Source organism: Natrinema salsiterrestre (assembly GCF_029502005.1).
Classification (GTDB): domain Archaea; phylum Halobacteriota; class Halobacteria; order Halobacteriales; family Natrialbaceae; genus Natrinema; species Natrinema salsiterrestre.
Genome location: NZ_JAMQOT010000001.1, coordinates 696855 through 709956, shown reverse-complemented (window position 1 = coordinate 709956; position 13102 = coordinate 696855). Strand labels below are relative to the sequence as shown.

Genomic DNA, 13102 nt, shown 5'->3' with positions numbered 1-13102 from the left:
CACACGAAAACGGTTGTGCCGGTTTCCGGGATCGAAACGGGGACTGTGGTCCGGTTGGGGACGCCCGACTACCGCAGACGTTGTGCAGGACGACGCTGTTAAGAACGTGTAGTCAGTAGGTTCACGGAATGACTGATGCGGCGCTCGATGTCGTGGAATTCCTGCTCACGACGAGCGTGTATTCGGACGACCGGACGCTAGACGAGAACGATCTCCCGCCGGCGTTCCGCCGGGTCTACTGGACCGGCGGCGTCGACGACGACAGCGGGAGCGACGACGAGAGCGGGGGAAGCGGCGGCAGTACTCGCAAACCCGCCGGGATCAGTCGTCCCCTGTCGGTCACGACGAGTACCGCACGGGATGCGACCGGCGTCGATCGCCCCTGGGAGGCCGTCTCCGACCTGATGTTCACGGAACGCGACGAGTTCTCCGGGACGATCACCCTCGCCCAGCAGGACATGGCCGAGGAGTGGTTCGCCGAGCGCGTCGACGACGACCGGCTGCTCGAGAACCCGACGCTGGCGAAGCACTTCGCGAATCACGACGACTACGCGTTCGACGTCACTCACGAGGAGGCTCGCGAACGGAACCGGCCGATTCAGGCCGATCGGGTCTGGATCGACGGCCTGCTCAACGAGTACTTCGACGAGGAGGACGACGAGGAGATGCTCGACCTCGTGGACGTCCGCGCCCCCGAAGAGGTCGACATGTCCCTCGACGACCTCGTCCTCACCGAGGACCAGCAGAACGAACTCAACAAGATCTCGAAGGCCATCGAACACCGGGACTACCTCGCCGATATCGGCCTGCGGGAGATCGGGAAACTGCTGTTCGTCGGGCCGCCCGGAACCGGGAAGACGTCCACGGCGCAGGCGCTGGCACAGGACATGGACCTCCCCTTCGTCGAGGTCAAGCTCTCGATGATCACGAGCCAGTACCTGGGCGAAACGGCGAAGAACGTCGACAAGACCTTCGAGGTCGCCAAGCGACTGTCGCCCTGTATCCTCTTCATCGACGAGTTCGACTTCGTCGCCAAGACGCGTCGGAGCGACGAACACGCCGCGCTCAAGCGCGCCGTCAACACCCTCCTCAAGAGCATCGACAACATCTCGCTCATCGACGACGACGTCCTGCTCATCGGGGCCACCAACCACCCCGACCAGCTCGACGACGCCGCCTGGCGGCGCTTCGACGAGATCATCAACTTCCCCAAACCCGATCACGGCATGCGGGCCGACATCCTCGGCCTCATCACGCGGACGATGGAGATCGACGAGTTCGACCCCCAGCTCATCGCCGACGTCACCGAGGGGCTGACCGGCAGCGACCTCCGGATGGTGCTCCGGGAAGCGGTGCTCGAGGCGCTGACCGAAGACCGGACGACGCTGACCCAGGAGGACCTCCTCAACGCCGTCGAGGAGTTCGAGGAGCGCGATACGCTGAAGAACATGGACATGATGGAGGGCGACCACGACGCGCTCGTCGCCGGCGGCGATCTCGACAAGGCCAGCGACGGGGGACACTCGCACGATCACGACCACGATCACGACCACGAGCACGACCACTGAGCCTCCCGACGGGAAATCTCGTCTCGTCCGTCCGACAGCACCCGTTTCCACCTGACGCACCTCGCACTACCCATGCCAGACGACCGGAACGTGTACGGCACCGAACTCGAGCCCTGCGGCACCGACCCGACCACGGGCTACACCCGGGACGGCTGCTGTCGGCGGGTCGAGGCCGATCGTGGCCGACACGAACTCTGTGCCGTCGTGACCGAGGAATTTCTGCGATTCAGCCGGGCGCGGGGTAACGACCTCACCACGCCCAGGCCGGAGTTCGAGTTCCCGGGCCTCGAGCCCGGCGATCGGTGGTGTCTCTGTCTCGGACGATGGGTGGAGGCTGAAGAGGCCGACTGCGCGCCGCCGGTCGTCCTCGAGGCGACCCACGAGGCGGTCCTTCGGGACGTCGATCCGGACCTGCTCCGAGAGCACGAGTACGACGGGACCGACGGCAGCGATCCCGGGACCGTGTAGGGGTCGATCCGCCCGCGGGGAATACCCTTTATGTGACGGCTGCCAATCACCCCTTATGAGCAATGGCGCGCCACAGGGGGACGCCGCGGACGCGTTCGCCAGCCGGGCACGGTCCGAACACGGCGAGTCGATCCGCGATCTCGTCGTCTTCGGCGATGCCGTCCGGGGCGACGACCGCGGCGTCCACACGTCGGTCGAGGTACTGCTCGTCCTCGAGGATAGCGCGGAGCGAAGTCGAGGGAAATCGGAGATTTCCCGACCTTCGGGAGACGACGTCTCCCGAGACTACGCGAACAGTCGAGCGGCGGAGCCGCGAGACGAGGACGACGAGGAGACCGAACGGCGACTCGAGGTGCTGGCCGAGACGGTCGGGCTCGAGCACGGCGTCGTCTTTTCCGTTCACGTCTTGCCGGCCGATCGGTTCGACGCGAACTCGGACCACCCGTTCGTTCGGCGCGCACTCGAGGAAGGGCGGTCCTATGTGTAGGCGGCGAAGACCGGACGCCTTCGATCCGCTGTCGGTTCGGTCCGCGGACGGTAGCAGGAGGGAATCGCAACGATGCGAGTAACCCTGCTCGGAACCGGGGACACGACCGGGACGCCGACAGTGGGCTGTGACTGCGATACGTGTACGGCCGCACGCGAGCGCGGCGTCGAGCGCACGCGGTTCTCGGTCCACGTCGAGAACGAGCGGACCGACGAGTCGCTGCTGATCGACTTCAGCCCCGACTTCCGCTACCAGTTCCTGCGCGACGAGGTTCCCTTGCCCGACGCCGCCGTCGTCACCCACATTCACTTCGATCACCTCGACGGCCTGGGGAACGTCTTTCGCGTGGTCGACGACCTCGAGGTCTACGCGGCCGACGAGACCGATCCCGAGACCGGCAAGAGCGTCGCCGAGACGGTTCGGGACGACTACCACTACCTCGACCCCGTCACCGTCGTTCCGACGACGCCCCTCGAGACGGTCCGTATCTGCGGGCTCGACGTGACGCTGGTGCCGGTCGAGCACCCACCGCTGGTCTGTTACGGACTCGCCGTCGAGGATCCCGAAACGGGGACCAAGCTGTCGATCACGGGCGATACGAGCTACGATATTCCCGAGGAATCCCGCGCGGTACTGGCCGACGCGGACCTCCTGCTGGCCGACGGGATCGTCCCGGCGAGCCTCTGCGAGTACCATCCGCTCGGCGGTCGGCACGAAGACCCCGACGGCGTCCCCCGGACGTTCGGCACGAAACACATGACTCGAGAAGGAGCCCTCGCGCTGGCCGAGGAACTGAACGCAGCTCAGACGCGACTGGTCCATCTCGCGCACTTCTACCCCGCCGACGAGGCGTTCGAGGAGCCGCTGGCGATCGACGGCGAGCAGTACGTGTTGTAACGGTTCGACCCCCCCCTCGATCGCGGGATCCGGTCAGCCGAACTGATCGAGTCCGGACTGCCGTCGGCGCTTTCCGCCCGGATCGGCGATCCAGGGGGTTCGGCGGTCACGTTCCGCCTCGAGATCGACGTCCGTGACCGAATCCGAGTCCGGTCGGTATCCCGGACAGGACGACCCACATTCCGACCCGGCGTCGACGATTCGGTCCTTCCACTCGCAGTACGGGAGCGTCGCGTCGCTCGCGTCGTCCGGGCGACACGCGGCACAGTCGGGAAACCCGTACGTCCGCCAGCCCTTGCCGTAGGCCCGCTCGGCGAGCCGGCGGCGCGCTCGAGCCTTCGCCTCGGCAGACACGGTGGCGATCTCGGTTCGGCCGGGATGGGACTCGAGGGGTTCGATCCCCCGACCGTCGACGGAGAGCGACGTCGGCTCGCGTATCACCTCGATCTCGAGGGACCCGCCCGCGTCCGACGCCTCGCGGTGAACGCGCCAGACGCCGACCGCCTCGGGGATCCGATTCAGGTGGGCGCGCGTCACGTAACTCTCGGTCGCGAGGACGACTTCGTCGACCAGCGCGAGGCTGACGTCGGTTCGCAGCTGGGCTTCGAGGTCCCCCGGCCGCCCGAGATCGGGCTTGTTCTCGATCGCGACGAGCCGGTCGTACCAGTCGGGGTAACGGGCGACCTGTCGGACGTACTCGCGGCTCGCGGTCGCGCTGGCGCTGTGATCGCGTTCGAAGAAGCCGATCTCGAGTGCCCGCTCCGTGGCGCTGCGAGCCCGCTCGGGATGACAGTCGAAGGCGTCCTTCCAGTAGCGGGCCTGCCCGGTGCCGACGGCCGACTCGATTGCGGCGTCCGGAATCGTCTCGCTCGTAATCGCGATGCGGTCCTCGAATTCGAGGCCGGGCTCGACGCAGAGTACGTCCAGAACTCGCCCGCCGGGATCGGCGACGCTGCCGCCGAGCTGTCGGGCGACGATACCGTCGCGTCGCCGCTCGAGGCGGGCGCACAACTCGAGTTCGAACGCGAACTCCGACACGGTCACAGGGTAGGCGGGAATCGAAATAAGTCGTCGGGTTCGGCGGGCTCGTTCGTCGGCCGACGTCCCGCACACTGCGTCAGTCGAGACAAGGGATAGCTCGCAACCTTTATCAGTCGCACAGCGGAATCACTACGCAAGATTACTCATCGTCTTATGGTAGGAAATCGACAACCGGAGGTGAACATCGGACTCGTCGGTCACGTCGACCACGGCAAGACGACGCTGGTGCAAGCGCTCAGCGGCTCGTGGACGGACCAGCACAGCGAGGAGATGAAACGCGGGATCTCGATCAGGCTCGGCTACGCCGACGCGACGTTCCGCCACTGCGAGGGGCTCGACGAACCCGAGTGTTACACCGTCGAAGAGGAGTGCGCGGACGGCACGCCGAGCGAGCCGCTCCGGACCGTCTCGTTCGTCGACGCCCCGGGGCACGAGACCCTGATGGCGACGATGCTCTCGGGCGCGTCGCTGATGGACGGGGCCGTGTTGGTGGTCAGCGCCAACGAGCCCGTCCCCCAGCCCCAGACCGAAGAGCACCTGATGGCGCTCGACATCATCGGCATCGACAACATCGTCATCGCCCAGAACAAGGTCGACCTCGTCGACCCCGAGACCGCCCGAAACAACTACGACCAGATCAAGGAGTTCGTCGAGGGAACGGTCGCGGAAGACGCGCCGATCGTCCCCGTCTCCGCGGGTCAGGAGGTCAACCTCGACTTGCTCATTCAGGCCATCGAGGAGGAGATCCCCACGCCGGATCGGGACCCCGACGCCGATCCACGGATGCACGTCGCCCGCAGTTTCGACATCAACAAACCCGGGACGACCGCGAAGGACCTCGCCGGCGGCGTCCTCGGCGGCAGTCTCGTGCAGGGGGAGCTCGAGGTCGGCGACGAGATCGAGATCCGACCCGGCCGCGAGGTCGAGGAAGGCGGGAAGAGCGAGTACGTCCCGATCGAGACGAGCATTCGCTCGCTACAGGCCGGCGGCGAAACGGTCGACACCGTCACGCCGGGCGGCCTGCTCGGCGTCGGAACCGGACTCGACCCCTCGCTGACGAAGGGCGACGCCCTCGCAGGTCGGATGGCCGGCCCGCCGGGCACGCTCCCGCCGACGTGGAACGAGTTCACCATGGACGTCGACCTGCTCGAGCGGGTCGTCGGCGCGGAGAGCGGCGAGACGGTCGACGAGATCAGCACCGGCGAACCGCTGATGATGACCGTCGGCACGGCGACGACCGTCGGCTCCGTCACCAGCGCCCGAAGCGGCGAGTGCGAGGTGAAACTCAAACGACCCGTCGCCGCCGACCCGGGAACCAAAATCGCGATCAACCGCCGCATCGGCGCGCGCTGGCGGCTGATCGGCCTGGGAACGCTCACGGACTAAGGCGATGAGCACGCGGACGCGGGTCGCCCTCGACACGAGCGCGCTCATGATGCCGGTCGAACTCGACGTTCGGCTGTTCGAGGAACTCGAGCGGCTCCTCGATTCGTTCGAGCCGACGATTCCGCAGGCGGTCCTCGAGGAACTCCGGCGGCTCTCGGAGAAGGGCGGCCAGGAGGGGACGGCCGCGACCGTCGGCCACGATCTGGCGACCGAACGCTGCCTCGTCGTCGACACGGAGGCGTCGTACGCCGACGACGCACTGGTCGAACTCGCTCGCGAGGGGAACGTCGACTACGTCGTTACGAACGATCGGCCGCTGCGCGACCGAGTGCTCGAAGCGAGCAGACCGGTAATTGCATTACGCGGGAGAAACAAGTTAGCGATCACTCAACCATAGATGTACAAACGGGTTAGACTGAAGGACACAGTAGAAGTACCGCCGGAAGAACTCGGCGACGTTTCGCCGGATCGAGTCAAACGACTGCTCCAGGACAAACTCGAGGGGCGGATGGACGAGGAGGTCGGGAGCGTCGTCTCCGTCACCGAGGTCCACGATATCGGTGAGGGGACGGTGCTGCCGAATCGACCGGGCGTCTACTACGAGGCCGAGTTCGACGCCGTCACGTTCGATCCGCAGATGCAGGAGGTCGTCGACGGCACCGTCGTCGAAGTCGTCGAGTTCGGTGCGTTCGTCGGCATCGGCCCCGTCGACGGGCTGCTCCACGTCTCACAGATCAGCGACGAGTACCTCGCCTTCGACGGCGAGAACCAGCAACTCGCCTCGAACGAATCCGCGCGCTCGCTCGGCGTCGAGGACGCCGTCCGGGCCCGCATCGTCACCAAGAGCATCGACGAGCGCAACCCGCGGGACTCGAAGATCGGCCTCACCGCGAAACAGCCGGGGCTGGGCAAACACGAGTGGCTCGAGGACGAGCGCGAGAAGCGCGAAGCGACCGCAGGTGAATAACCATGGCATCCGATCGCCTCGTCTGTCGCGAGTGTCACCGGGTCAACGAGCCGGATAACGAGACCTGCGACGCCTGCAACTCCTCGTCGCTGACCGAGGACTGGGCGGGCTACGTCATCATCGCCCATCCCGAGGACAGCGAGATCGCGACGGAGATGCAGATCACCGAACCGGGCGCGTACGCCCTGAAGGTTCGCTAACGCACGTGACCCGCGACGACAACGATTCGGCGCCCGCCGAGGACGACCAGCTACTGGTTTTACCCGACGATCTCCGCCACGAACTCAAGGAGCCGATGGGACCGATCGAGACCGACGCCCGGCGACTCCTCGAAGCCGTCGACGGGCCGCTGATCGCCGTCGGCGACGTCGTCACCTACCACTTCCTGCAGGCGGGCCGCCAGCCGGACGTGGCACTCGTGGACGGCCGGACCAAACGCAGCGCCGTCGACGAGGAGATCCGCGAGGCGGTCACCGCCGGTGCGAGCATCGAGGTACGGAACCCGCCCGCGGAGCTTTCGGCACCGGTCGTCCGTGCACTTCGGCGCGCGCTCGCGACCGACGAGCCGACGACGATTCTGGTCGACGGCGAGGAGGACCTCGTCGCGCTGCCGGCGATCGTCGCCGCGCCCGAGGGCGCGAGCGTCGTTTACGGCCAGCCCGACGAGGGGATGGTCCACGTGACCGTCACCGACGACCACCGAACGGAGATGCGAGCGTTGCTCGAGCGCTTCGAGGGCGACACCGAGCGGTTCTGGAATCTCTTGGACGAGTAGGTGGCCGGCTCGGACTTCGTTACCGGCCGGTCAGTCCGTTTCGACTGTCGTTTCGAGCACCCACGTGCGGTCGGAGGCGGTCGTTGTATCCACGATTGGGTCCGGATAGTCAGGCGCGAGTTTCGCTCGAGCGGTAATTCTAGTCGCCACGTTCGGCCGAACGGGGGCCCGACGACGGCCGTTTCAGTGACTTGGACCGATGCCGTCGCCGATCCTTATTTAAACTCTGAGCTATAGACGGAATAATACTTTTATGCACGGTCGATGAGTCAGTATCTGTGACGGAACCGACCGGACGGAGGCGAGTACGCTGGGACGCTCACGTCGAGTCGTAGCGTGGGATCGACACGGGCCAGTTCGTCTACGCGACTCGCAGCGAGCGTCGCTCTCGAGACCCGAGATACCCGTCGGCAGACGGACCAGTCGAGATTCATGATCGACGAAACGACACCGGATACCAGTCAGAAACGTACTCCCGAGACAGTTCGGTGCACCACGAACGGTACCGCAGCGAGAGGAATGATGGCTTCGGATCCGACTCCGAGACTCGACGAGAGGGCATTGTCGGGATCCCGAGACCGCAGCTGGGTCGAACGATGAGGTACGTCCGACTCGAGCTAACGCCACCGACCGGTGCCGTCCATCCCGCCGGGCAGCGACTGGCGACCGAACCCGGCCTCGAACGATCGGAAATCGTCTACGTCGATTCGTTCCCGGACGGGACCGGGATCCTGCTGTATCGACTCCGCGGAGACAGCGAGACCCTCGCGTCACGGGTCGAGGACCATCCGCTCGTCCTCGATTGGGATCTCTTCGAGGGTGCGGGTTCGGACCTCTACTGTTACTTGTACCTCGACTCCGGCGAACCGGCCTCGAAACTCATGTCGCTCGTCGGCCAGGACGGGCTCATCGTCGAAACGCCGATCGAGTTCGCCGGGGACGGCTCGCTTCGACTCACCGTCGCGGGAACGGACGAGATGATCCAGGACGCGTATCGGGCGATTCCCGAGGGATTCGACTACGAGATCATCAAAACCGGTGAGTACGATCCGACGTCCAAGTGGTCGATATTCGACCTGACGACGCGACAGCAGGAGGTGCTCCGAACGGCGGTGGAAATCGGCTACTACGACGTTCCGAAGCGGGCGACCCATCAGGATATCGCGAACGAACTCGACTGTGCGACGAGTACCGTCGACGAACACCTTCGCAAGGCCGAATCCGCGGTCTTTTTATCGCTCTTGGGATAGGGAGTCGACGGCCCCGCGACAGCGCGACCGGAGTCGGCTCAGAACTGACTCGGTTTCCGGCGACGGATCGTCGGCCGCGCCGTCGGCGGGAACCCATGCGAGACAGAGCGAACCGCCCACCATTCCGAGAACCGTTCCGAGTCCGAACCCGCCGAGCGCGCCGAATATCGAGGCGACTGCGAACAGGATGCCGACCGCGCCGAAGTAGTCCGCACGCTCCGGCCGGCGGAGCGAGAGGATACCGGACAGCGACACGAGGAAAGCGGAGGAGAGCCCGACGAGGACGTATGGAGTCGTTCCCATCCCGAACCGGAACGCGAGGGTTAGCGGAACGACGGCGATGACGAGCCCGGCGATCGTCAGTATCGTTCCCCCCCAGAACGGCCGCTCGTCCCGCCACACGCTGACTCGGATCAGACGTTCGTCGTTCATCGTCCGTTATCTGCGACGGCAGCCCTCACGGAGCTGTTATCCGCGGAGGTATTACCTATGGCACTACTATTTGTGGATTCATTTCCGTTGGAACTATCTCTCCCAGACTCGTTACCGCCGGAACTGATATCGTCGGATTGGTTACCGCTGGAACCGTTACCACTAGACTGGTTACCGTCGGAACTCCCCTCCGAGAGACACTCGACGTCCGGTGCGTCGACGCCCGCATCGTCGGGATTCGTCTCTACGTCGACGTCCAGCTCGTCCAACGACAGGTAGGTGATGTACTGGTTTTCGGTCTGAATCGAACTGTTCTCGATGGTGATGTTCCGGGCCGAAATCCGCATTCGATCCCGATCGTCGTCGTATTCGACGACCTGTTCCCCGTCGAACGAGAGATCCCCTTCGAGATACGTAAAGCGCTGGGTGAGCCCCTCGAACTCCATGCTGTCCGCTCGTATCGACACTCTGACCGTGTCGTTCGCGACGGGCATCTCGAGGTCCTTGAACAGGTGGAGCCCCTCGATCGTTCCGTTGTCGATGCGCGTCTCGCTGACGGGGTACTGCTCACAGACCCCGTTGTCCTCCATCGTCGAGTACTGCTCGAACCCGTTGCCCTCGAGTTCGTCGAACGCGACGGTGAACCCGCCGGTATCGCTCATCGGGACGGCGACACTTGTCCCGGTGGTCGCGAAGCCCCCGACGACGCTAATCAGCAGGACGTTCGCGCCGAGGAAGGCGACGATGAATTTCTTGCGATCGGTTGGCACAGGTGCTCGGACGTTTCATACATATATAATTATAATTTTGTACGTATATGGCCGGACGTATAAGTAGTCGGACACCGCCACGTCGGCGTGCGGTCCGTGCTGGCGGTGTGTCGGACTGTCGGATCGGCTACTGAGTTTCGTCGGGAGGTGGCCGTCCCGCCGCGGTCGGTAGCAATCAGCGGCTGGCGACCGTTTGCTATCGGGGTTGCACGATCGCCGCCTCGGACGGCTCGCCCGCTAATTCGATCGAGTCGACGACCGACTCGGTCCCGGTCTCGTTCGCTCCGGTCGAATCCTCACCCCCTCCGCCGGTGTCGTCCGTCGTATTTCCGCTTTCGCCGTCCGACTCAGTCGCGTTCTCCGTGGGCTCGTCCGACTCGGTCACGTTCTCGGTAGAATCGTTTGACTCGTTCGCCGGACCGTCAGTTTCCGTCTGCCCTGCTGTCGTTTCGGCGTCGCCGGTCGAAGCCAGGTCGTACTCCTCTTCGAAGAATTCGATGAACCCCTCACTGACGCCCATCTGCCGCAACACGTCCAGGAATTCGTTCCCCGGCAGCAGGATCGTGACCACGTCCGCCTCGCCCTGTCCGAACACGATATCGGTCCACGGGCCGCGGACCGAGGTGTTCTCGAACTGAACGCCCTTGAGCTGCAGCATCATCGTCTTCTTTTCCGTCGATACCCTGTCGAAACACGTCTGATTCCCGTTGATAAACTCGGACTCGATCTCTATGAACCCCTCTCTGGCAGTGGTTCCGTTCCCGGTCGACGATACGGTCGCCGACTGCGTCCGGAGGTCCGTCGTGTTCTGCTCGTAGGCGTTCATCGAGACGTTTTCGGCCGGTGCGGTATTGAGACACTGGTAGCGATAGGGGTCGTCCTGTGCGAGAGACGTGGGTGATGCCGGCCCCGAACTCGACAGAGTGGCGTATGCCCCGGCGGGGAGGCTCACGACGATAACGATACCCAGACAGACGGCCGCGAGGGCGGATCGACTGATCATATCCGAGTACGGTGTTCTCTAACGAAATGTCACTCACTCCGATATGTATTGCCGGGGCTATTTCCGGGCGTTTATCCGTGGGTTCCGATTCCGCTAACAGCGAACTCGAGGCCGGAACCGCCACCTCCCGACGCGACGACACGGCCGTCAGTCGACGACCGTGTGTTCGAGGACGCCGATCCCCTCGATCTCGAGTGCGACGGTGTCTCCGTCCTCGAGCCACTGCCCTAATTCGAGGCCACAGCCCTCGCCGACGGTGCCGCTGCCGATGACGTCGCCGGGGTGGAGCGTCTCGGACTGGGAAATGTGCTCGATGATGTCGGCGAAGGAGTGGTACATCTCGTCGACGGTCCCCTCGGACCAGACTTCGCCGTCGATCCGGGCGATCATCGGGGCCTCGAGCACGTCGATGTCGTCGCGGGGAACGACGTACGGCCCCAACCCGTTCGCGAAGTCCTTGCCTTTGGCCGGCCCGAGCCGCCCCTCCATTTCCTTGCCCTGGATGTCGCGAGCGCTGAAATCGTTGAAGATCGTGTAGCCGGCGATGTGCTCGTCGGCCTCCTCGGCGGGAATGTCGCGACCGCGTTTCCCGATCACGGCCGCGATCTCGAGTTCGTAGTCCATGATCTCGGAGTAGTCGGGCCACTGGATCGTCTCGCCGGGGGCGACCACGCTGTCGGCGTTGCCCTTGTAGTAGACCGGCAGGTCGTACCAGACGTCCGCGATCTCGCCGTCCATGCTGTTCCGAACGTGCTCTTCGATCGCCATGCAGTCCCGCAGCGAGTTGGGCCGCGGTAGCGGCGCGAGCAGCCGGTACTCGCCGGGCTCGTACCGGAGCTTCGCGCCGCCGGGGCCGCGTTCGGCGTTCGTTTCCGCCGCGTACTCGAGCGCCTCTCTCGCCTCCGCGATCGCCCGATCGCCGCGCTCGAGGAAGGCGATCATCTCCGGCGGGACGTGCGTCCGGGCGAGGTCCGCGGGTGCGGGCTCGCCCTCGTCCGCGAGCGCCGCGCCGTAGGCCGCGGTGAGATCCACGAGCGTCGCTTCGCCGGCGGGAGCGTCGTCGGACGCGCTCGACTCGTCGACGGCGCCGATGCGTTCGACGGGGCCGACGGGTGTGTCGACCTCGAAGGTGGCGAGTTTCACGCGCCCTCACCCCCGTTCGCGGCGTCAATCAGGTCGGTCCCATCGCCCTCGAGCATCGCGACCGGCCGCACCCACCCCGCACTGCCGTTCTCGATCTTGATCGGGAACGCGACCAGCGGAATATCGGTCTTGCGGGGCAACTCGTCGAGATTGGCCATCTTCTCGATCTGGCAGTACTCCACCTCTCGACCCGCGAGGTGGGCCGGCCACAGCTCGTCCTCGTCGCCGGAGTCGACGTAGTTCTCGCCCATCGTCGCGAAGGGCTTATCGAAGCCGTAGGCGTCAGTCCCGATCACCTTGATCCCTCGTTCGACGAGGAATTTCGTCCCCCCGGCGCTCATGCCGGGGAACTCGGTCAAGTACTCCGGCTGGCCCCACAGCTCGTCGGCACCCGTCTGGATCAGGACGATCTCGCCCGGCGAGAGGTCGTGGTCGAGGTCGGCCAGGGCGTCCTCGAGGTCGGCCGCGGAGATTTCGCTCCCCGGATCCATCCACCGGAAGTCGAGCACGACCGCATTTCCGCGACACCACTCGAGGGGGATCTCCTCGATCGTCTTCGCCGGCTCGCCGTCGACCTCGGGGCCGTAGTGCCACGGCGCGTCGAGGTGGGTCCCGGCGTGGGGGATGACCGCGAGATCCTCCCAGGCCAGCCCCATCCCGTCGGGGAAGTCCTCGGCGTCGACGTCGTACCCCTGATCCCGGAGGGTTTCGGCGAGCCGTTCCGCGCCCGCCTCGTGATCGAACGCGTCGATGCTCGGCGGTGTCGGCTCGCTCGGAACGCCGTCCTCGAGGCCGATACTCAGGTCGATCAGCGTGGTCTCGTCGGCTGTCACCAGGCCGCACATAGCTGTCACGACTATCGGATCCCATATAGTTGTGGCTCCGAGACAGTCTCGAGAAACTATTTACCGAGCG

At 65.2% G+C, this 13102-nt stretch carries 16 protein-coding genes; 10 read left to right on the top strand and 6 right to left on the bottom strand.

Annotation, left to right across the window (positions count from 1 at the left end; all coding sequences use genetic code 11):
• Positions 1-128 precede the first annotated feature (128 nt).
• From NDI89_RS03505 to NDI89_RS03490, 4 genes are all read left to right on the top strand, one after another.
• Entirely contained in the window at positions 129-1568 is a 1440-nt protein-coding gene (locus tag NDI89_RS03505; RefSeq protein WP_277520127.1) for an ATP-binding protein, read from the top strand.
• A 72-nt stretch (positions 1569-1640) separates the two neighbouring features.
• Positions 1641-2036 (top strand): DUF2237 family protein, encoded by a 396-nt coding sequence (locus tag NDI89_RS03500; RefSeq protein ID WP_277520126.1) that lies wholly within the window; start codon positions 1641-1643, stop codon positions 2034-2036.
• A 55-nt stretch (positions 2037-2091) separates the two neighbouring features.
• Positions 2092-2523, top strand: coding sequence for a hypothetical protein (locus NDI89_RS03495; RefSeq protein WP_277520125.1), 432 nt, complete (start codon positions 2092-2094; stop codon positions 2521-2523).
• A 72-nt stretch (positions 2524-2595) separates the two neighbouring features.
• The gene (locus NDI89_RS03490) at positions 2596-3420 is read left to right on the top strand and encodes an MBL fold metallo-hydrolase (protein ID WP_277520124.1); all 825 of its coding nucleotides are present in this window, start codon (positions 2596-2598) and stop codon (positions 3418-3420) included.
• A 33-nt stretch (positions 3421-3453) separates the two neighbouring features.
• Here NDI89_RS03490 and NDI89_RS03485 read toward each other — a convergent pair whose 3' ends face one another.
• Entirely contained in the window at positions 3454-4458 is a 1005-nt protein-coding gene (locus NDI89_RS03485; protein WP_277520123.1) for a DUF5787 family protein, read from the bottom strand.
• 156 nt (positions 4459-4614) lie between these two features.
• On the opposite strand from NDI89_RS03485, the gene NDI89_RS03480 reads away from it, so the two are divergent.
• The 6 genes from NDI89_RS03480 (at position 4615) to NDI89_RS03455 (ending at position 8839) form a co-directional block, all read left to right on the top strand.
• On the top strand, positions 4615-5847 hold the full coding sequence (locus tag NDI89_RS03480) for a translation initiation factor IF-2 subunit gamma (RefSeq protein ID WP_277520122.1): 1233 nt from the start codon (positions 4615-4617) through the stop codon (positions 5845-5847).
• A 4-nt stretch (positions 5848-5851) separates the two neighbouring features.
• Entirely contained in the window at positions 5852-6244 is a 393-nt protein-coding gene (locus NDI89_RS03475; protein ID WP_226004236.1) for a type II toxin-antitoxin system VapC family toxin, read from the top strand.
• A complete protein-coding gene (locus NDI89_RS03470) occupies positions 6245-6814 on the top strand; it encodes a DNA-directed RNA polymerase (RefSeq protein ID WP_277520121.1) in 570 nt (189 codons plus the stop codon).
• A gap of 2 nt (positions 6815-6816) precedes the next feature.
• The gene (spt4, locus tag NDI89_RS03465; RefSeq protein ID WP_006180733.1) at positions 6817-7014 is read left to right on the top strand and encodes a transcription elongation factor subunit Spt4; all 198 of its coding nucleotides are present in this window, start codon (positions 6817-6819) and stop codon (positions 7012-7014) included.
• Positions 7015-7019: 5 nt separating this feature from the next.
• Positions 7020-7589 (top strand): GTP-dependent dephospho-CoA kinase family protein, encoded by a 570-nt coding sequence (locus NDI89_RS03460; RefSeq protein ID WP_277520120.1) that lies wholly within the window; start codon positions 7020-7022, stop codon positions 7587-7589.
• A gap of 596 nt (positions 7590-8185) precedes the next feature.
• Complete coding sequence (locus tag NDI89_RS03455) at positions 8186-8839, top strand: helix-turn-helix domain-containing protein (RefSeq protein WP_277520119.1); 654 nt, start codon at positions 8186-8188, stop codon at positions 8837-8839.
• Here NDI89_RS03455 and NDI89_RS03450 read toward each other — a convergent pair.
• From NDI89_RS03450 to NDI89_RS03430, 5 genes are all read right to left on the bottom strand, one after another.
• Positions 8822-9271: a DUF6114 domain-containing protein gene (locus NDI89_RS03450; RefSeq protein ID WP_277520118.1), complete on the bottom strand. Its 450-nt coding sequence runs from the start codon at positions 9269-9271 to the stop codon at positions 8822-8824. The genes NDI89_RS03455 and NDI89_RS03450 overlap by 18 nt on opposite strands.
• Entirely contained in the window at positions 9268-10041 is a 774-nt protein-coding gene (locus tag NDI89_RS03445) for a DUF6230 family protein (protein ID WP_277520117.1), read from the bottom strand. Before NDI89_RS03445 ends, NDI89_RS03450 begins: the two co-directional genes overlap by 4 nt.
• 196 nt (positions 10042-10237) lie before the next feature.
• Entirely contained in the window at positions 10238-11044 is an 807-nt protein-coding gene (locus NDI89_RS03440; protein WP_277520116.1) for a hypothetical protein, read from the bottom strand.
• 147 nt (positions 11045-11191) lie between these two features.
• Complete coding sequence (locus NDI89_RS03435) at positions 11192-12187, bottom strand: fumarylacetoacetate hydrolase family protein (RefSeq protein WP_277520115.1); 996 nt, start codon at positions 12185-12187, stop codon at positions 11192-11194.
• Entirely contained in the window at positions 12184-13032 is an 849-nt protein-coding gene (locus tag NDI89_RS03430; RefSeq protein WP_277520114.1) for a cyclase family protein, read from the bottom strand. Before NDI89_RS03430 ends, NDI89_RS03435 begins: the two co-directional genes overlap by 4 nt.
• Positions 13033-13102 lie beyond the last annotated feature (70 nt).